Below are 19,139 nucleotides of genomic sequence, written 5' to 3' on the forward strand. Positions count from 1 at the left end.
ATGGAAACTATCGAGGCTATAAAAACGAGAAGAAGCATTGGAATCGTTAAGCAAGATCCGGTACCTAAGGAAATGATCGAGCAAATCATTGAAGCTGGAACGTATGCACCCAATCACCATCGAACGGAGCCTTGGCGTTTTTTTGTATTGACAGGAGAAGGAAGAAATAAACTTGGGCAGGTATTCGAAGAAATCACAAGAATTGAAAATGCTGATGATACCCCTGAAAGTTTAATCAGCAAGCTGGAAAGGCAAAAAAAGAATCCATTAAGGGCTCCAGTCATCATCGCAGTGGGCATAGAGCCTAGTGATAAGAATAATGTCCTTGTGGCAGAAGAATATGCGGCAGTGAACAGTGCCATTCAAAACATGCTTCTTGCAGCACATTCTCTAGGTCTGGGAGCAGTATGGAGAACGGGAAAAATAACATATCATGACAAGGTCCGTGAATTTTTCAATTTATCCTCTAAGGGAGAAGTATTGGCTTTCATATACTTGGGTTATCCTGACATGGAGCCGAAACCTACTAAGAAAACACCGATCGATCAATTGACCACATGGATCGGATGAAGGATTGAGGGGCAGCTGCAGCAGTGCATACACACTGCTGCAGCTTTTTTTATTGCCTTCAATTGGGCTTTTAATGTAAGGGATTTGGCTTCGTTTCAAGTGACGATTGATGAATTAGGTTGTACAATACAAAAGAAGAATAAATTTTGATGAATTAGGATGTGTCTATAGATGAGAACGATTGATCCATTTGAGATACTCGATGGAAAAGCGATAAAATATTTGGATGTTTTTGGCGTTGATGATGGAATTGCTTTAAAGAGTAAGTACGAAGATAAATCGTATTGGATATATGATTATTATTGCATGCATCAGACTTGTGATTGCCAGGAAGTATACCTTGAATTCGTTGAGGAGCTTAAAGGCAATAAACAGGCAGGACAACATTTTGGAGTGAGGGTTTCTTTCGGGGATAATCAATTTGTCCTTGAGGATTATAATATTTCCAAACAAAAGGCGATGGATATCGCGGAAGATACGTTAAAGTACAGTAAAGATGTAATGGAGTTATTTAAACAGCGGTATCAGCAAATGAAGGAAAAAGGCACGCAAATTATCATGGAAAGTGCAAAGGCAGCTAAAATGCCGCATGTTCATACAGAACCGGTTATTGGCAGAAATGAACCTTGTCCATGCGGAAGCGGGAAAAAATACAAAAAATGCTGCGGTGCAGCTTAACATCTTGGAAGCTGACTCGATTCGGAGTCGCTTCTTTTTTATTTGCGAAAAAATTGAGTAATGAATAAAAAAATATGGCATTAAACGAACATTTGTTCTATAATAAGAGTACCAGATAATAACACAAAAAGAAATAAAAAGTAGTCATTTAGATGGAATTTTCCGAAAACTTCTTTTTTATTTTCATAAATCTGGTATATATAAGAGAGAAGAGTTTTTTGATCTCATCTCTTTCAACGGTAGACGGCAACCAGACGGGATGAATATCCCCACACTGATGGCAGTTTAACTTATTGAACGAAGGAAGGGGTAATCAAATGACAAGAGAAAAAAGATTAATACCTTACAAAGTTCTTGAAGTAATGGAAACGGTGAAAGAGAAGATTCCTGAGGGTGTCGAGCTTGTGAAAGCCCCGGCAATTTGGGAGAAAAGCAATTATGGCGAGGGCGTGGTAGTTGCCGTCATCGATACAGGCATTGACAAGGGACATCCAGACCTAAAGGAAAGAATCATAGGTGGGAAGGATTTTACAAATACCGGGGATTATCAAGATGATAATGGACATGGGACACATGTTAGCGGTACGATTGTGGCTGCCGTCAATAATGCTGGTGTAGTGGGAGTGGCTCCGAAAGCGAGCATATTAGCGTTAAAGGCCCTAAATGGTCAAGGGCAAGGTGATATAGATTGGATTAATGGAGCTCTAGAGTATGCAATCAATTGGCGGGGACCTAATGAAGAAAAGGTTTCGGTTATTTCACTTTCACTTGGCGGTCCTCCGGATGAAGCTGAACACAAACTCATTCAAAAAGCCCTTCAGAACGATATCCTTGTTGTTTGCGCAGCTGGAAATAGCGGTGATGGGCGTCATGAAACGGATGAATTGGATTATCCAGGAGCATATCCCGAGGTAGTGGAAGTCGGTGCTGTGGATTTAAGCAGAAATTTAGCTGATTTTTCGAATACAAATGATGAAATTGACTTGGTGGCGCCAGGGGTTGATATTCTCTCTACGTATCCAGGAAATAAATATGCCAGGTTGAGCGGAACGTCAATGGCTACGCCTCATGTAAGCGGTGCAGCAGCCCTCTTGAAAGTGATTGCTGAAAAGGAATTTGACCGCAATTTAACTGAATCGGAATTATATGCACAGCTGGTGAAAAGTACGGAAGATCTGGGAATAAGCAAAAAAGCACAGGGAAATGGATTGCTTAACTTAACAATAGCGGACCAAAGAACTGAAAAATCGATTAAGATTACGATAGAATCAGAAAACCTTAAGTTACCGAGTAAATCGGTGGTAATGGAATATTAGAAGAGAAAAAAAGGTGCCTCAAGAATTTTTGGGGCACCTTCCTAATGATTATTTTTTAGTTTTCCTTAGAGCTGCAAAAAGCGCTACAATGGACAGAATTAGTGAAATGACAGCCAGAGTGATGATCAGCGTTTGATTTCCATCACCTTCTGTTGTTGCTGAATCCTTTGAATTGTCAGTTGCCGTGGAATCATTAGTGTCAGCTTCATCTTTGTGACCATGGTCCGCAGGTTCTGCATCAGCCTTGGGAGCAACTGTAATCTCCGTTACAGAATGCGGTAGGTCTGAGCCTTCATCACCGCTCCATTCAACAATTTCACCATCTTCGTAATATTGAAAAGCATCCCAGGCAACTTTCGTTTCTTCTTTAGGATTTTGTGCTACGAAAGAGAATTGCTGGAATTGTCCAGCAGCTATTCCTTCATCAGTTGATGCCCAAGTTACTGTTTTTACATGCCCATCTTTGTCAGCTTCTGTTGTTACTTTCCACCCCGGTACAGGCTGATAGCTTTCAAAAGTAACCCCTTCAGGTACTTTTAAAGTCACCTTTGTAGTGGCAGTTTCTTTTTCTACTGGTACTTTGAGTGTATAAGTTTCCCACGCCTCAGGTGCAGACGAACTAGGCTTGACTGTAACGTGAGCATATGCTGAACCGGAAAAAATGAATAATGCGGCAAATGTGAAAATAATTAGCTTTGAAATATTTTTCATTAGAATAAATCCCTCCTGTTATGAATTCCCTATCAAAATTATAAAATCAGCATTGATTGAATCCAGGCTTTCAGTTAATCCGTGAACATGGATATTCCACTTTCCTGGCATGGTTATTATAGACTTTGATGAAAATGTACCTGTGTTTTTCTCCCTCATCTGCAGCTTTATTTCACCGCGTGGTGAATCTAATGGCTGCATAGTGATTGTAAGCTGCTCTATTTCAGCAATTGGCTTGCCTTCATTGGAAAGATTTACTTGAATCAGGTTATCCCCTACTTCATTAGGAGTCACCATTAATGTAACCTCATTATTTTCTTCAGTCCGTAACGTCTTTTCAATGGGCCCAGGAGAAGACATGGCAGTTTGGACATTTGTCAATAGAGCTGCAATGAGAAGTATGACGATCCCTAAACCAAACTCCATTCCCACACTATAACCAAGTTTTTTCGTTTGCTTTTTCCCTCTGAGGAAATGAAAGCCTCCTAAAACGATCATGACTAACATGAGGCCGATTTTCGCCAGTAACAATTGTCCATATGTTGTATTGAACAATGAATGGACAGTCGGAACATGCTGTAAACTGCTATATATCCCGCTAACAATCAGTATGATTACAAACAAAAATGCCCATCTGGAAAACCTTTGAATGATCGACCAGTAAAATGTTTTCTTATCTTCTTGGACTGCCTGCCGTTCAGCAAGCCCAGGTAAAATCACCAATAAGGCCATAATGCCGCCGAGCCATAAAGCCATGGACAACAAATGAAGGAAATCCATCAAAACGGCCAGAAACTGATTAGGAACAGCTGCTGTATGTCCAGTTAAAGCCTTACATATCATCAAGCTTGCCATTATGATGAAAGAAAGGAAAGGCAATGATTTATTCAGGGAGTTCTCGAGCATGAAATAAATCACTAAAAATAGAAGCAGCAATATTAGAACTTCAATGATCCAGATCGTTCCAAAATTTGTAGCATTCAATACTTCTTTTATAAAATTCAATTTAAATGCATCTGTCCAACCTACGCCAGCGTCAATCGTAACTTTTAAAGGCAGATTGAATAAGATAGAAAATGCTAGTCCTGCATATGAAAGCCAAAGGTATAGACGTGTTCTTCTGCTTGCTTCAAAAAGTCGAGAATCCTTCATTAACGATAATCTGAAAAAAAGGATTCCAGTAAGTGCAGCGAAGCATATGTATTGAAGACTTTGAAGGATAACATTGATGGAATTCGGAAAACTTGCATTCACTTCGGGATTTTCTTGGTCTGAAAGGCCCGCTGAATCTCCGAATTGAAAGGGAATGGTTCCTTCAATGGGATGCCCATCACTTGAAACCACTCTCCACTTAATGTAGTAAATCCCTTCGTCGATAGTGCCCTTCCACTTAGCTTCCAGTATTTTTTCACTTTGTTCCGAGATTGTACTGTCTTGAATTTGAATTTTGTCCCCATCTTGGCTGTATACCCCAAGCGAATGGAAAGATGGTTGAATATTCTCGCTGAATTGAATGCTGATCTTTTCAGGAAGAGTATCCATCGCTTCATTCGGGCTAGGATTAGAGCTTATTACCGTAGCATGACCAAAAGCCATTGCCGGGTATAAAAGCAAACTGAATAGGCTGACTACCAGCCATAAATATTTTTTCATCTTGGTGTGCCATCATCCTTTCATCAGATCATGTAAGCCCATTATAAAAGGAAAATGTGAAAAAACAGTGAAAATAAATTAGTTATCTAAAGGCAGTTTGAAAGGTTCGCTAGAAAAGTGATCACAATAAGTTTAGATTTGCCTTCCTACCTACATTATAGCCATAAATATTGGTTTGGAATTCCGCTTTGCACAAAGTTGTTGACGAAAGAATCAATAGGTATTCTCCTGTTGGTATAAACTCCATTAAGAAATAATTAAGGTTCCTTTGGTAACCTGGCCCTATCATGTTTGCAGGAAATATAGGAGGGATAGGATTTGCTGAAGAAGGGATTAAAAGAAAAAAGTGTGAAGGTGATCTTGGTTGGTTCCCTTGTGGGGATGGGAACATCCACTTATATGCCTGTGGCAGGGGCTGAGGAAGGCACTTCTGTCATTCAGGAAGAGGCACAAACGGTAAATAGTCTTTCAAGGCTAGAAATAGAGGGCATAGCACTGGATCAAAAATTTTCAGAAGATGTACACGACTATAGTGCAGCAGTGGGAAATGATGTGGAAAAGATCACCTTGCTTGCAGGAAGTCCTAGTGAGACTGCAGCCATATACGTGAATGGTATCAAAATGACAGATGGTAGAGTGAAGGATTTAACTCTTCAAACTGGCATGAATACGTTTGAAATTACCGTCAGCGATGGGGAAAATGAAACGGTTGCCTATACTCTCAAGGTCGAAAAACTTGAAAGTGATGATAACCTTTTAACATCGATTGGATTATCAAAAGGATCATTGACATTCGATTCTAAAGTGACAGCTTATAATGCTTCTGTTGAAAATGAAGTCCAGTCCGTTACGGTAACACCGACATTGAGTGACAGTACCGCAAGTGTAAAGGTGAATGGAAAGGATGCAACCAGTGCCGGTGTAAAGGTTACCCTTCCAGTCGGTAAGACAACGGTGAAGATTATCGTTACAGCAGAAAATGGAGATGAAAAAACATATAAGCTTACGATTACACGGGCAGCTGCCAAGGAAACCGAATCGAAAGTTGCCCCTAAAGAGGGTGAAGTACAAAAGGAGCCTTCAACAGGAACAAGTAAATCTCAACCTTCATCCGATAAGGGGAATAAATCATCTTTAACATCAGCGGAACCCTCCAATAATCTAAAACCGACCAGTGGTGTCAGCCAAGAACCGAAAGCAAAGCAACTTGAAAGTATTTCAACACAAGAACCGAAAACACAGCAACTTGAAAGTATTTCAACACAAGAACCGAAAACGGATTCTATAGTGAAGGAAGCGTCAGCAGATTCTTTAGGCGAGGAAGGCAATAATGCACCAGTTTTGAACAATCTGACTGTATCATCCGGAGTATGGAACAAATCTTTTGATTCTAATGAGCATACCTATCATATCGAGGTCGAAAATGATGTGTCTTCAATTGAAATGTATGCAACGACAAATGCCAGCGGAGCGACGATTGAATATGACGGTGAGAGCAGTGAAAAAGTGAAGATCAAGGATAAAGCGAAGACGGCCATTTCCGTTACCGTTTCAAAGGATGGGGAGCGCCGTACTTACGTCCTTGTTTTCGAAAAGGATATAGATGTGGAAATGGATGAAGAAGAAACAGTGGATGATGTCAAAACAAAAGAGGCGGAAGTAGAGGCAACGCAAATGAGTACAGCTGGCAAGACGGTGAGCGATACATCCAATAATACAGGAGGCCAGGTTAATGGAAAACAGCCTGTTGAGACCGTGTCATTCTTTGGGAATATAAAGGATTTCTTCACCTCCCTGTTTAAATAGGAATGGTTCTGAATCCTGCAAAAAAAGGACAAGGTTTAGGCTTGTCCTTGGATTTATATTTTTATGGGCAGAATGATTTGGACCTCGGTTCCATGGTTTAGTTCGCTGTTAAAGCGGACCTTTCCCCGATGCGCCTCAATGATTCGGCAACTGACTGTCAGTCCTAATCCGGTTCCTTTTTCTTTAGAAGAATAGAAAGGCTCTCCAAGATGCTTTATCCGGTTTTTTTCAATTCCGCTTCCATTATCTTTGATTGTGATGGAAAGGTTATTGTTCATGCGTTCGAAATCAATCCAAATGTGATCGGCGGATGCCTCCATTGAATTCTTGAGCATGTTTATGAATACTTGTTTTAATTGGTTCCCCTCACATAATAGAAGCGGTATTTCGTTTTTAACAGATATTGATATTTGGGTGGGGTACGAGTCCGCCTCTGGTTTCAACAAGGTTTTGACATCATTCATCAGGTCGATGATTTGATGTTTGCTGAATGGAAGTTCCTGTGGTTTTGCCAGAACGAGTAACTCGCTTACAATAAGATTGATCCGGTCCAATTCACTTAACATGATCGTGTAGTATTGTTCATAGGGATGGTCGCTCTTTTTAAGCAGTTGGACGAAACCTTTTAAAGAAGTCAGAGGGTTTCGTACCTCGTGGGCTACACTTGCGGCAAGTTCGCCGACTATCGATAATTTCTCGGTTCTTCTTAAGCGTGCTTCGGTTTCTCGAATTTGAGTGACTTCTTTAGCATAAGTTATGATTCCGACCAAATCCTCGCCAACCATCATCGGGACAAACGTACAAGAAAGTAAGATGGACTTCCCGTACTTCGTCAGGAATTCTATATCTTTCCCTTTTTTGATCCCCTTTTGGTTTTCCTTGACATATTGGCAAGATGTACGGATCAATTCCGCGTCTTCTGCTGAAAAGTTTAAATTAATGAATGAGGCGCCATGTATTTCTTCCTGTTGAAAGCCTGTTACTGTTTCAAACCTTGGATTTACGGTCGTGATCATTCCGTTTAAATCAAGCATCAGCATCGGATAAGGGTTGTGTTCAAACAATGATTTATAGCGTTGTTCACTATCGAATAATTGATTCTCAGCGACAACCCTTTCAGAAATATCCCTGCCAATGACGACTAAGCCTTTTCGTGAACCATCCTCATTGAACAGGGGAACTTTAATCGTATCAAAGGTCTTGTGATTCCCATCAGGAAGAGGGACGATTTCTTCACACCTTGTGATTTCCCCTTTTACCCACGTTTCTTCATCGGAAACTTCACAGTAGATCAACGACTCTTTATAAAATTCGGAGTATTCTGCGAGCTCACTGTCTCTTTTTCCCTTATAATCTACATGCTCCAATTGAAATAATTGCAGCCCGAAGGTATTGGATTCAAGCCATCGGCCATCACCATCCTTGAAGTTAACGAAATCCACCATTGAATTGATGAGTGTACGCCGACGTTGTTCCGCTTCTTTTAATTGTTTGAATTCTTCCCTTTTAGCTAAATAAAGATATAAGATCAAGCCTATTGATAAAAGGAAAACAAAGCCTTCCACTCTTTGAAGTTGAATGAAGACCTCTTTGTTATGAATATTTGTAGTTAAAAAATAGTCGAACACGACTAGTGTAAGAATCCCGGATAGGATATATATTGCTAAGATGGAGCGTTTGGACATGGAGATTCTCCCTGATTTTAAGACATTTCAAAGGTAAAATTACATACACATTTTAACAAACTATCGGAAAAAAATATATGCAGAACCCTAAATAAAAAAACAGGGGCCAATGAGGTCACCTGTTTTTTCTGAAGAAGGTTAGCTTCTTCTTCTTTTTTGCACGCTTATAGATAATGAAGAATAGTAAGGAGAGGAGTGCGAGAGCAGCTAGCGTATATTGGTTCATTTCAACAGATAGAAGTCCATATGGGATTAGCGATAGGAAGAAAAAGTATATAAGGTTGCCTAGTGCCGTCGCTAATAAAAAATCCTTGAAAGTGACGGTGCTGACTCCAGCTGCCAAGTTAATTAAACTTGTTGGGATAAGAGGGAAAATCCTGCCTGTAAAAACGTACATGAAACCATGCTCCACAACAGTTTCTTGCCATTTTTCGCCAATCTTCTTTAAGAGAAGCTCCTGAAGCCAGTTTCTTGTTGCATAAAAAATGAAGCCTGAGGCAACAACACTTGTAAACCAACTCCATAGATAGCCATATATGAATCCGAATATCGTGACATTGATAGTCAGGAGTAAAATTAAGGGGATGATTGTAAAAGAATTTTGTACAAACATCAATACGAATGTCACAATAAATGTAAGTAAAAGGTTTTCCTTCAATATGCCAATGACAGAATCCAGATCACTTTTCCAAACCAAAGTGAACAACTCTGCATTAGAGTAAATAAATATTGCTATTACCAGTAGACCAATTATGGTCAGGACTTTTTTCAAAGGGCCACCACCATTCTTACTTATAGTTTATCATTTTCGAGTTCATTGGTGAAAAAAAAGAGCTGCCGCATCATGCAGACAGCTCTTTTCCATTATAGTGGGTTAACGTCTCGAAGATTCCTTTAAAGCCACTTTTCAAACTGAATTCTTTTGTTCATTCCATAAACGATTGGCGCACCAATCAGGAGGACAACGAACTCACCGACAGCTGTAGTCATCCAGCTTAGCCAGAATGGCAAGCCAAAGGCAAGGTTCAGTTCAATTGCAATTAAAAACATTGTGAACGTGAAAAAGATAATCGTGGCAATCATCCGTCCTTTAATGCTTTTTATGAACCGCGAAACAAAAATGACGAGCAATAAGGCGAGCAGAGATTGCCCCACCCCAAAAATCAAATCATATGGAACCATCGGAGAAAAGAGCAGATTCGATATGAAGACTCCGCCGACGATACCGTAGATATACTTTTTATTGAATACAATCAGATGGTTCAACATTTCCGGTACACGAAATTGGAACATCTCAAAAGCTATTGGTTTAAACACCAATGAGACCGCCACATATAAGGCAGCCAATAACCCGTTTATCACGAGTGTACGAACATTCATTTTACTCTCTCCCTAGTTTTTTATCGTGGGATGGTTACGAACCACGTTTAGGCGTTTATCCGAAGATTAATAGTATCCCATGTAAGCTTGTTTCGTCAATTTGTAAAGAATGGTTTTAATTTATAAGTTTCCGAGCAGGAGAAGTAGCCCAATAGGATTTTGATTTATTGCAATGAAGGATGATATTATTTCAATATGTACTTCAAAGGAGTGAATATTTTATGTCGATCGAGAGTGTCAAAAGCCATTTTAAACAATGGAATCGGGAAGGCGATGTAATGGAGTTCGAAACATCGAGTGCTACGGTGATTGAAGCAGCGGAAACCATCGGTGTTATTCCAGCGCGGATTGCTAAGACTCTTTCCTTTAAGGGGGAAGGTGAAAATGCAATTTTGGTTGTTGCCGCTGGGGACGCGAAAGTGGATAATAAGAAATTTCGTCAGACGTTTGGTTTCAAGGCACGAATGCTGTCACCTGAAGAAGTGCTTGAGCAGACCGGCCATGCAATCGGAGGAGTTTGTCCGTTTGGTCTGGCAAACGATTTAGCTGTTTTTCTTGATGTATCGATGAAGCGCTTTGAGTCATTGTTCCCGGCATGCGGCAGTTCGAACTCTGCAATAGAACTTACACTCACTGAATTATTTGAATATTCAGGTGCGAAGGATTGGGTGGATGTTTGTAAGGGGTGGGAAGAAAAGGGGAATGAGGAAACGGCGGTAGGCAATGCAGTTGATGGCTTTTGATTAATTAATGGTGCCAAAAAGATTCACATGAATGTGATTGAGTCCACTAGGGTGGACTTTATTTGTGGGGACCGCATGCATTTTATCGGTCTATGATTAAAGTGGAAAATCGGGCAGAAAGTGTTCCTGAGCGGAGGTTGAAAGGTGTTAAATGGAAGCCATAGAAAAAGCAATAGCAGCTATCTTAGTCTTAAAACTCTTTATGAAGAAAATATAACGGTTAAGAGCATTGCCCAGGAGCTTGAGTGTTGCCATAAAAACGATCTGGCGGTGGATATCCAGAAAGCATTGGAAAAAAAGAATTTTGATATATTGGCCGTGCAAGATCAAGGGGAAATCATCGGTTATATCGAAAGGGAAGAACTAGGTGAAGGAAGCATATCTGAATATTTGAGAAACTTTTCACCAAGGGAAATGGTTTCGGATTCAACACCTTTGATCCAGCTTCTCCATATTTTCAAGAATAAAACAAGGGTGTTCGTATTAGAGAATAATTCAATTAAAAAGTTGATTACCCATGCCGACCTTCAAAAGCCTCCGATCAGGATGCTTATATTCGGATATATTACCTTATTGGAAATGAGGATGAGCGATATCATCCTTGATAGATTCGGCGATGGCAGCTGGTATCCAATGATCAGCGAAGACCGTTTAGAAAAGGCAACTGAATTATATAGAAGAAGAATCGATAAAAATGAGGATATCAATATAATAGAGTGCCTACAAATCAGTGATAAATTCGATATCATACATAAAGATAAAGAATTGAGGTGTTTCTTCCAAATCCTTTCGAAAAGTAAAGGGAAAAAGGATGCGAATGCCATCCGGAAATTACGGGATAAGATTTCCCATGCTAATGAACTGGGTCTGGACATGTCCTGGATGGAAATCATCGAGGTTGTCGAGTCCTGTGGCCGGCTGCTTGAAATCTCTGAATCCTATCAGTATGAAAAATAAGGATCCGGCTAATCATGCTGGTTCCTTTTTTGCGCAGACAGAAAAAAACTGCCCATATCAGGCAGTCTCCCCGAAAACTCAAAACTCCGGCAGTTGATCCAGGTTATTTTCTTTTATTCCATCGGGCTCACTCCGCAATATGTCACGTCCATATTTATGAAAGACGTCAACATTGGCCAAGATTCCTGCTTTGGCTTCCGAAAGGGCAGTGGGGTAGTCGAGTTCGCGGCCAGAGTTCGTCTTGATGGCGATAATATTGTCCTCCTCATTTTTCCTTACGGCGATGATTTCTTCTTTTCCTGCTGCATCAAGTTGGTTTGCTTGCGGTGTTCCCTGCTGTTTATATGATTCATAGGCTTTTTCAAATTGGTCCATGTTTTGGACACCTCCTATTTATAGGGTGAGCTATTTTTTCTGCAATATACAAACCGGATTTCGTCCAACTTGAGCCGTTAATTCGTCCAAATGGGCCGATTTTTCGGCACTTTTTTTAAGTGAACGCTGTCGTCTTGGTCTTTTTACAGTGGCACGGCACTTGCATCTTGTTTAAGTAGTTGTAAGAAATAATATCCACTAGATTAAGGGAGGAATATGAATCATGAATGTAAAACAAGGGGCTAGCACTGTAAATGCAAAACAACAGGTCAAGACAATGAAAGCAGCGGTCGTCAATGAATTTAACCAAAAACTTGAGATCAAAGAAGTACCCATCCCAGAATTGGAATATGGTGAGATATTAGTGAAAATTAAAGCCTGTGGCGTGTGTCATACAGATTTGCATGCGGTACATGGTGACTGGCCGGTAAAACCCAAGCTTCCGCTTATCCCCGGACATGAGGGTGTGGGCATTATAGAAAAGGTGGCAGAAGGCGTAACTTCCTTGAAAGTAGGTGACCGTGTTGGGATACCTTGGCTTTATTCGGCCTGTGGCGATTGTGAATATTGTCTGACTGGAAGGGAAACGCTTTGCTTGGATCAATTGAATGCAGGATATTCCGTGGACGGTGGGTATGCGGAATATTGTAAAGCACCTGCCAAATATGTGGTGAAGGTTCCTGAAGGTCTTGACTTTGCGGAGGTTTCACCGATTTTCTGTGCAGGTGTAACGACTTATAAAGCGCTTAAGGTATCAGAAGCAAAACCTGGTGATTGGGTAGCGGTTTATGGAATTGGCGGATTGGGACATGTTGCCCTGCAATACGCGAAAGCGATGGGCTTTAATGTAATTGCTGTCGATATTCAAGATGATAAGCTTGATCTTGCAACGGAATTGGGGGCGGATTACACGGTTAATGGGCTTAAGACCGATCCTGTACAGGCCATAAAGGATAAAGTTGGCGGTGTACAGGCATCCATTTCTGTAGCGGTTACGAAAAAAGCATTCGAACAGGCTTATAGTTCAGTCAAGAGGGGCGGGACACTTGTCGTAGTGGGATTGCCAAATGATGAACTTCCAATCCCGATTTTTGATACAGTGTTAAATGGGGTAACTGTAAAAGGGTCAATCGTCGGGACGAGAAAAGATTTACAGGAAGCTGTTCAATTTGCAGCTGATGGTAAAGTCAGAACGAATATAGAGACGAGGAAACTCGATGAAATCAATGATGTGTTTTCAATGATGGAAAAGGGAGAAATCAACGGACGCATCGTATTGACGCTAGAATAGTAACAGAGGAGGATGCCCTGGAACGGGGCATCCTCCTCTTTATTATGTCTGGTTCTTCTCATTTAATATATAGCGTAATTTCCTTATGGATATTTGCAAGCGTTTGGCTGCTTCATTCCGGTTGCCGTAGGTTTTTTGCAATGCCTGCATGACGAGCTCCTTTCCAATTGTGGATTGAAGCTGTTTGATTTCCGTAAGGATTTCTTCAAGCATCAGTTCATCCTTCTCATTAAAGTCAGCCACTAGCCTTTTACGCCACTCTTCAAGAAGGTTTTCAGTTGACTGAATCTCATTAGGGGACACGTTTTTGTCAGGGGTGATCTGGCCGTTAGATAGAGAGATATCATCGGCGGTTATTACCGACTTATGGTCTGCAAGAGTTAGCGTGCGCATGACCACATTAGATAGTTCGCGTATGTTGCCCGGCCAGTTGTATTGCTGTAATTTTTCAATGGCTTCATTGGAAAAAGAGATATCTCCATGACCATTTCTCTCCATCAAGTGACGGACAAGCAAGGGAATATCTTCTTTTCGGTTGCGCAAAGGCGGGATATCTAGAGTCACGACGTTCAGTCGGTAAAATAGGTCTTCCCGGAATTTATTCTTATCCACTGCCTGCTGCAGGTTTTCATTGGATGCCGCCACTAGCCGGGCGTTCGTCCGTAATGTCCCGCTGCTGCCGACCCGCATGAATTCACGCGTTTCCAAAACTCGAAGCAATTTGACTTGAATGGCGGGACTTGCGTCTGCGATTTCATCAAGGAAAAGCGTCCCGTTCCCTGCAATTTCGAAAAAACCTTTTCGCAGTTGGGTAGCTCCTGTGAAAGCCCCCTTTTCATGACCGAATAATTCGCTCTCAAGCAGGGATTCAGAGATCGCTCCACAATTGATGCCGATAAAAGGTTCATGGTTTCGGGGGCTGGCTATGTGGATGAAGCGGGAAAGCACTTCTTTACCGCTACCGGTTTCTCCTTCGATTAATACATTGACGGATTTTTGGGCCACCTTGAAGGCCATTTCAATCAAATTCTTCATTAAAGGACTTTCACCGACAATGAGTCCTGAATCCTCGGCTAGCTTATGGATGAAATGCTGATTCAAATCTTCATTTTCATTCAATAGGTTGTCAATCTGCCTTTCCAGTACTTCAATATCCACAAAGGGTTTTTCCATATAATCACTCGCGCCAAGTTTCATTGCTTCAACAGCAGTCTTGACGGTGCTGTATCCGGTCATGATCAGTACCTTGCAACGCGGCTGCAGTTGTTTTAGATGCTGAAGGAGGGAAAGTCCATCACAATCCGGAAGCTTCAGGTCTATCATTGCGACATCAAAACGCTGCTGATTCCAATCGATCTCATGAAATTCCTTCCCGCTATTCACAACTTGTACGAGGTAACCTTTCATCGTAAAAAGGCGGGATAGAAAAGTCCCAACCTCTTTCTCATCGTCTACCACAAGTAAATGAATCACCTTATCATCCCCTTTCCTCTTCTGCTTGGAAGGGAAGCCTCAGGAAAAAAGTGCTTCCTTGTCCTGGTGCGCTCAAAACGTCGATCTTTCCGCCATGGTCTTTGGCGATGCCATGGCTTACAGATAGCCCCAAACCTGTACCTTTTTCACGGTCTTTAGTCGTATGAAAGGGATGGAATATGAAGGGCAGGCGTTCTTTTTCAATCCCCGTTCCGTTATCAGTCACCTGAACCACCATGAACTTGTTTTCTGAATAGGTAGTGATCGCAATCGATTTTTCCTTCTGAGTGGACTCATCCAATGCGTCCTTGGCATTCAATAGCAAGTTGATGATGATCTGTTCTATCTGCGGCTGGCTGCCCTTTATGAAAGGAAGGTCTTCCTGAAGGGTAAGATGGAGGGAGATCTGCTTCTTCCCAAGTTGGAACTTCAAAAGGTTCAAAACCTGGTGAATGGCTTCGTTAATAGAGTAATAGTGGAATCTATACTCATCCTGCCTTGAAAAGGTAAGCAAGCTTTTCACTATTTGCCTGCATCGGTCTCCGCAAATCTTAATATCGTTCAATAGCATATAATCCGGATTGCCCTGTGGAGTTTTCCGTAATAAAATTTGCGAGTTACCAAGAATGGCCGTTAATGGGCTATTCAATTCATGGGCAATCCCAGCTGCCATTTCACCAATCGCCCCAAGTTTACCGGCATGTAATAGCTGGACTTCCATCTGTCTTCTTTCGGTGACATTTTTATAATAAGCAATGACACCATAGACTTGATGCTCTTTATTTTGAATCGGGTAAGCATGCATTTCCAAGATGGTATCATGCTGAAGGAGTATTTCCTGAAATCCTGGCTTATTGAATGAAAAGGTATCTTGAATCAGATTTTGGGATTTTTCAATTAAAGGAACAAGGTCGGAAAAGTCCCTGGCTGAATCATTGGATTGATAGACCGTTCCTTTGTGATCAAAGACGATGATCATATCTTCAACTGCTTTGAATGTATCCTCCCACTCCTGTTTGGAATGAAGAACTTCCTTATAAAGCTGGGCATTCTCCAAAGTTAACGCAAGCTGATTGGATAGTTGCTCAAGAAATTCCAGTTCATCTTTATGCCATGTTTTCTTTTTCTTCCTGCCGAAAGTCCAAATTCCGATTTTTTTACTTTTTCCGTATAAAGGAACTAATAGAAGCGATTCAATCTCAAGGGATAATAGACGTTCCTTTTCTGGGAAGTCCGGTAACCGTTTAACTTCCACCTGAATGGGCTGCTTGTCTTTCAAGGCAGACGAGAAATCATGAAAAGGGTGTAACAGGTTTTTAGAATCCATTTCAAGTTCGCAGTGACCATTGGGGCAGATGTGAAGCAGGGCAGGTTCTTCCTCATACAATATGACAAAATGACTGTCATCGAAGGTAATGAGCTGCTTAAGTTTTGTAATAACATTTCGGAGAATCTCTTGGATGTCGATGTCCATATTCATATTTTTAGTGATGTCATTCATAATTTCAAGCTGCATATTCTTCTTCTTCAGCTGATCCACGGTTTTCTTAAGTTCCGTGTAATACGTTTTCTTTGAAGATTTCACACCCGTCATTAAATCTATCAATTCAAGTTTGTTCATGCTTTTCACCTCTTATAGGGCTGTAAGAAGCAGCTGGTTAATCTGTTCTAATGACATATCACGAGGATTTGTGATCATGCAGGCATCCTCAAGAGCGGTCATACCTATGGGATCTATCATTTCCTTTGTAATGCCGACATCACTTAAACACTTGGGAGCCCCTATATCCTGGGATAATTCCCTTACGAAGTGAATGGCTGCCATTCCTGCTTGCTGCTCGGTCAATGTCCGTGTATCGATGCCCATGATGTCGGCAATCTCTCTGAATCGCCTTGGTGAGGCAATTCGATTGAAATCCATGACATGGGGAAGGAGTATCGCATTGATTTCACCATGCGGAAGGAGGTACTTGCCGCCTATGGCATGTGAAATGGCATGGGCAGCTCCCAAAATTGCATTGGAAAAAGCTAGTCCAGCCTGCAGGCTCGCCATCGCCATCGCTTTTTTTGCTTCCTCATTATGCCTGGATGCAACAGAGGGGCGTAAGTGGCGGGAAACGATGGAAAGTGCGTTTTTAGCTTGTACATCTGTCAATGGTGTCGCAGCGATTGAAACATAGGATTCAATGGCGTGGGTTAAAACATCCATTCCCGTAGCTGCGGTCAAATCCGGTCCCAATGTTGTTAAGGTACCAGGATCGACTATTGCAATATCGGGGACGAGTGATTTTGAAATGATCGTCATTTTTTTCTCGCGGAATGAATCGACGATCACCGAAAACTGAGATACTTCCGAACCCGACCCTGCAGTGGTCATGATCATCACCATGGGTGGGAGGGGAGAGTGGACTTTATCAACACCTTCATAATCACTGATGATGCCGCCATTCGTTACTAAAAGGGCTACCCCTTTGGCGACATCCAAAGCACTGCCTCCACCCAAACCAATGATGGCATCGCATTCTTGTTCTTTAAATGCCAAACAGCCGGCTTCGATCTCCCTGTCCTTCGGATTGGTCGTCATTTCAATGAAGGTAGCAAAAGCAAGGCCTGCATCTTGGCAGGATTTAATGACTTTATCTAACCAGCCAGCATTAGCCACCCCGGAGTCGCTGACTATCAGCGCCTTTTTGGCACCCAACCGCAAGCAGGCCTCGCCAGCTTGTTCAATCGAACCTTTTCCAAAAATAACTTCCGGCATCACGAATTTAGTTATCGACATTTTTGCGCCTTCTCCCTGTAAAAATTCTATCTCTTCTGTATTATTTTCCCGAAAAAGAGCGAAAATCCTGTTTGGATTCCAGGTATTTTTATATAATATGACAAAATATAGAATGGTAGATAACTTTTGGCGTGGGTCAAATATCCTGTTAATTTCTTTAATTTGTAAATTAGTTACTTTAGACATGTATGAATAGGGATAAACCTACCTAGTTAGTATTCTCTATGTATTGTAAAATTATGGGGGAATCTATTAAACTGGGAGGCAATCTATGAAAAAACAATTTCTAACGGTAACCTTAATCGCGGCATTGACACTCGGGACAGCTGGGACAACCACCGCCTTAGCAACGCCACACTCATCACCGGTGCTATCTGCGCCATCCACGGATAAGCAAGTCATTAAAAGGATCGATGCCGATAAAATCTACAAGAATATTGAATACCTCTCACAAACACCTCGGGTGGCGGGTACGGATTCTGAGTATAAAGCCGTCCAGTTCATCAAAAAGCAATTCAAATCTTATGGCTATAAAGCCGATATCGAAGAGTTCAATTTTTTATCTTATACAGACCCAAATCTGGTCGAACTGTCCGTTGCCGGATTTGATGGGCAAATCCAAGCGAACCATTTAACCTATTCAGTTAATGGGGACCTATCCGGTGAAGTGGTATATGCCGGTTTAGGAACGAAAGAAGAACTAGAGGAAACCGACGTTTCAGGGAAGATTGCCCTTATACAAAGAGGGAGCCTCACTTTTGCAGAGAAAGTATTGAATGCAGCAGAAAAAGGGGCAGCGGGAGTCATCCTATTCAATAATGCAGATGGGGAATTAAACGGGACACTCGGAGAGGATAATGACAAGTATATTCCATCTGTCACGATAACCAAAAAGGATGGAGAAGCCCTTCTGGAAAAATTGAATGCCGGAGTTAAATTGACAGCATCATTAAAAATTGAAGGAGCTTATTCCGGAGAAAAAACCTCTTATAATGTAGTGGCGACGAAAAAAGCAACAAAGAACAATAAAGCAACAAAGAGCGATATCATTTATATTACTGGACATCATGATTCCGTCGCGGGGGCACCCGGAGCGAATGATGATGCATCTGGAACATCCGTCACCCTTGAACTTGCACGTGTTTTGAAGAATCTTCCTACAGATTCGGAAATTCGCTTCGTCACCTTTGGGGCAGAGGAAAATGGATTGCTAGGTTCACAGCATTATGTGAACAACCTTTCTGATGATGATATCAAGCGGACCATTGCCAACTTCAATCTGGATATGGTGGGAAGCAGGGATGCCGGGGATTTGGTCATTTTGACCAACGATGGAGAAATGAACCTTGTAACCGAGCTGGCCCAGGCTTCAAGTACAAGACTAAATGGCGAGCCGACTCCATATGGAAAAGGCGGGAGAAGTGACCATGTATCTTTTGCTGAGGCTGGAATACCCGCTGCTTTATTCATCCACAGTCCATCAGAACCTTGGTATCATACTCCTGATGACACCATTGATAAAATCTCAAAAGAAAAGCTTCAAGATGTTGCTGAAATTGTCGGCACCGCTGTATATGACCAAGCTAAAATCGAAGCTAAAAAACCTGATCTAAATCATAAAAAAGGGAAAAAGGTGAAAGTTCCGCATTTATTTGACGAAAAGGAATTCAAATAATGCAGTAAATATTTAGAGGGTGCAGCCTGCACCCTCTCTTTGTG

General features: G+C 41.5%; 17 protein-coding genes and 1 riboswitch. Of the genes, 8 read left to right on the forward strand and 9 right to left on the reverse strand.

Annotated features, from left to right (window positions below):
* The 3 genes from NYE63_RS02570 to NYE63_RS02580 all read left to right on the forward strand — a co-directional run bounded on the left by NYE63_RS02570 (window position 1) and on the right by NYE63_RS02580 (window position 2,564).
* Window positions 1-570, forward strand: coding sequence for a nitroreductase (locus tag NYE63_RS02570; protein ID WP_342603955.1), 570 nt, complete (start codon window positions 1-3; stop codon window positions 568-570).
* Between the two features lie 171 nt (window positions 571-741).
* Window positions 742-1,248 (forward strand): SEC-C metal-binding domain-containing protein, encoded by a 507-nt coding sequence (locus NYE63_RS02575; protein WP_230160206.1) that lies wholly within the window; start codon window positions 742-744, stop codon window positions 1,246-1,248.
* Between the two features lie 317 nt (window positions 1,249-1,565).
* Window positions 1,566-2,564, forward strand: coding sequence for a S8 family peptidase (locus NYE63_RS02580; RefSeq protein WP_342603956.1), 999 nt, complete (start codon window positions 1,566-1,568; stop codon window positions 2,562-2,564).
* 48 nt (window positions 2,565-2,612) lie between these two features.
* Here the strand turns inward: NYE63_RS02580 and NYE63_RS02585 are convergent, their stop codons facing one another.
* Together NYE63_RS02585 and NYE63_RS02590 are read right to left on the reverse strand one after the other, a co-directional pair.
* Window positions 2,613-3,275, reverse strand: coding sequence for a DUF1775 domain-containing protein (locus NYE63_RS02585; protein ID WP_342603957.1), 663 nt, complete (start codon window positions 3,273-3,275; stop codon window positions 2,613-2,615).
* Between the two features lie 18 nt (window positions 3,276-3,293).
* Window positions 3,294-4,928 (reverse strand): copper resistance protein CopC, encoded by a 1,635-nt coding sequence (locus tag NYE63_RS02590; RefSeq protein ID WP_342603958.1) that lies wholly within the window; start codon window positions 4,926-4,928, stop codon window positions 3,294-3,296.
* Window positions 4,929-5,246: 318 nt separating this feature from the next.
* Between NYE63_RS02590 and NYE63_RS02595 the strand changes: the two genes are divergently transcribed.
* The gene (locus NYE63_RS02595) at window positions 5,247-6,734 is read left to right on the forward strand and encodes a cadherin-like beta sandwich domain-containing protein (protein WP_342603959.1); all 1,488 of its coding nucleotides are present in this window, start codon (window positions 5,247-5,249) and stop codon (window positions 6,732-6,734) included.
* Window positions 6,735-6,787: 53 nt separating this feature from the next.
* On the opposite strand, the gene NYE63_RS02600 is transcribed toward NYE63_RS02595, so the two are convergent.
* The 3 genes from NYE63_RS02600 to NYE63_RS02610 all read right to left on the reverse strand — a co-directional run bounded on the left by NYE63_RS02600 (window position 6,788) and on the right by NYE63_RS02610 (window position 9,799).
* A complete protein-coding gene (locus NYE63_RS02600) occupies window positions 6,788-8,419 on the reverse strand; it encodes a PAS domain S-box protein (RefSeq protein WP_342603960.1) in 1,632 nt (543 codons plus the stop codon).
* 115 nt (window positions 8,420-8,534) lie between these two features.
* Complete coding sequence (locus NYE63_RS02605) at window positions 8,535-9,191, reverse strand: VTT domain-containing protein (protein WP_342603961.1); 657 nt, start codon at window positions 9,189-9,191, stop codon at window positions 8,535-8,537.
* Between the two features lie 122 nt (window positions 9,192-9,313).
* Entirely contained in the window at window positions 9,314-9,799 is a 486-nt protein-coding gene (locus NYE63_RS02610) for a QueT transporter family protein (RefSeq protein ID WP_251432138.1), read from the reverse strand.
* 6 nt (window positions 9,800-9,805) lie between these two features.
* Window positions 9,806-9,850, reverse strand: a riboswitch (PreQ1 riboswitch).
* A gap of 170 nt (window positions 9,851-10,020) precedes the next feature.
* On the opposite strand from NYE63_RS02610, the gene NYE63_RS02615 reads away from it, so the two are divergent.
* Window positions 10,021-10,542 carry a YbaK/EbsC family protein gene (locus tag NYE63_RS02615; protein ID WP_342603962.1) on the forward strand — a complete coding sequence of 174 codons (522 nt, stop codon included), beginning with the start codon at window positions 10,021-10,023 and terminating at the stop codon, window positions 10,540-10,542.
* A gap of 144 nt (window positions 10,543-10,686) precedes the next feature.
* Window positions 10,687-11,499: a hypothetical protein gene (locus NYE63_RS02620; RefSeq protein WP_342603963.1), complete on the forward strand. Its 813-nt coding sequence runs from the start codon at window positions 10,687-10,689 to the stop codon at window positions 11,497-11,499.
* Between the two features lie 78 nt (window positions 11,500-11,577).
* On the opposite strand, the gene NYE63_RS02625 is transcribed toward NYE63_RS02620, so the two are convergent.
* The gene (locus NYE63_RS02625; RefSeq protein ID WP_098370398.1) at window positions 11,578-11,874 is read right to left on the reverse strand and encodes a DUF3892 domain-containing protein; all 297 of its coding nucleotides are present in this window, start codon (window positions 11,872-11,874) and stop codon (window positions 11,578-11,580) included.
* 277 nt (window positions 11,875-12,151) lie between these two features.
* On the opposite strand from NYE63_RS02625, the gene adhP reads away from it, so the two are divergent.
* Window positions 12,152-13,165: an alcohol dehydrogenase AdhP gene (gene adhP / locus NYE63_RS02630; RefSeq protein WP_342605667.1), complete on the forward strand. Its 1,014-nt coding sequence runs from the start codon at window positions 12,152-12,154 to the stop codon at window positions 13,163-13,165.
* 42 nt (window positions 13,166-13,207) lie between these two features.
* Here the strand turns inward: adhP and NYE63_RS02635 are convergent, their stop codons facing one another.
* From NYE63_RS02635 to NYE63_RS02645, 3 genes are read right to left on the reverse strand one after another with little or no spacing between them, the layout of a single operon-like run.
* Complete coding sequence (locus NYE63_RS02635; RefSeq protein ID WP_342603964.1) at window positions 13,208-14,638, reverse strand: sigma-54 dependent transcriptional regulator; 1,431 nt, start codon at window positions 14,636-14,638, stop codon at window positions 13,208-13,210.
* Between the two features lie 4 nt (window positions 14,639-14,642).
* Window positions 14,643-16,259 (reverse strand): ATP-binding protein, encoded by a 1,617-nt coding sequence (locus NYE63_RS02640; RefSeq protein WP_342603965.1) that lies wholly within the window; start codon window positions 16,257-16,259, stop codon window positions 14,643-14,645.
* Window positions 16,260-16,271: 12 nt separating this feature from the next.
* A complete protein-coding gene (locus NYE63_RS02645) occupies window positions 16,272-17,420 on the reverse strand; it encodes an iron-containing alcohol dehydrogenase (protein WP_342603966.1) in 1,149 nt (382 codons plus the stop codon).
* A gap of 271 nt (window positions 17,421-17,691) precedes the next feature.
* Here NYE63_RS02645 and NYE63_RS02650 point away from each other — a divergent pair, with 271 nt between their 5' ends.
* Window positions 17,692-19,095 carry a M28 family peptidase gene (locus tag NYE63_RS02650; protein ID WP_342603967.1) on the forward strand — a complete coding sequence of 468 codons (1,404 nt, stop codon included), beginning with the start codon at window positions 17,692-17,694 and terminating at the stop codon, window positions 19,093-19,095.
* Window positions 19,096-19,139: the final 44 nt, after the last annotated feature.

Source organism: Peribacillus sp. FSL E2-0159 (assembly GCF_038643155.1).
Taxonomy (GTDB): domain Bacteria; phylum Bacillota; class Bacilli; order Bacillales; family DSM-1321; genus Peribacillus; species Peribacillus simplex.

Coding starts and splice junctions, on each gene's coding strand:
- NYE63_RS02570 (WP_342603955.1), top strand. CDS start 1: ATGGAAACTATCGAGGCTATAAAAACGAGAAGAAGCATTGGAATCGTT.
- NYE63_RS02575 (WP_230160206.1), top strand. CDS start 742: ATGAGAACGATTGATCCATTTGAGATACTCGATGGAAAAGCGATAAAA.
- NYE63_RS02580 (WP_342603956.1), top strand. CDS start 1,566: ATGACAAGAGAAAAAAGATTAATACCTTACAAAGTTCTTGAAGTAATG.
- NYE63_RS02585 (WP_342603957.1), bottom strand. CDS start 3,275: ATGAAAAATATTTCAAAGCTAATTATTTTCACATTTGCCGCATTATTC.
- NYE63_RS02590 (WP_342603958.1), bottom strand. CDS start 4,928: ATGAAAAAATATTTATGGCTGGTAGTCAGCCTATTCAGTTTGCTTTTA.
- NYE63_RS02600 (WP_342603960.1), bottom strand. CDS start 8,419: ATGTCCAAACGCTCCATCTTAGCAATATATATCCTATCCGGGATTCTT.
- NYE63_RS02610 (WP_251432138.1), bottom strand. CDS start 9,799: ATGAATGTTCGTACACTCGTGATAAACGGGTTATTGGCTGCCTTATAT.
- NYE63_RS02615 (WP_342603962.1), top strand. CDS start 10,021: ATGTCGATCGAGAGTGTCAAAAGCCATTTTAAACAATGGAATCGGGAA.
- NYE63_RS02625 (WP_098370398.1), bottom strand. CDS start 11,874: ATGGACCAATTTGAAAAAGCCTATGAATCATATAAACAGCAGGGAACA.
- adhP (WP_342605667.1), top strand. CDS start 12,152: ATGAAAGCAGCGGTCGTCAATGAATTTAACCAAAAACTTGAGATCAAA.
- NYE63_RS02640 (WP_342603965.1), bottom strand. CDS start 16,259: ATGAACAAACTTGAATTGATAGATTTAATGACGGGTGTGAAATCTTCA.
- NYE63_RS02645 (WP_342603966.1), bottom strand. CDS start 17,420: ATGTCGATAACTAAATTCGTGATGCCGGAAGTTATTTTTGGAAAAGGT.
- NYE63_RS02650 (WP_342603967.1), top strand. CDS start 17,692: ATGAAAAAACAATTTCTAACGGTAACCTTAATCGCGGCATTGACACTC.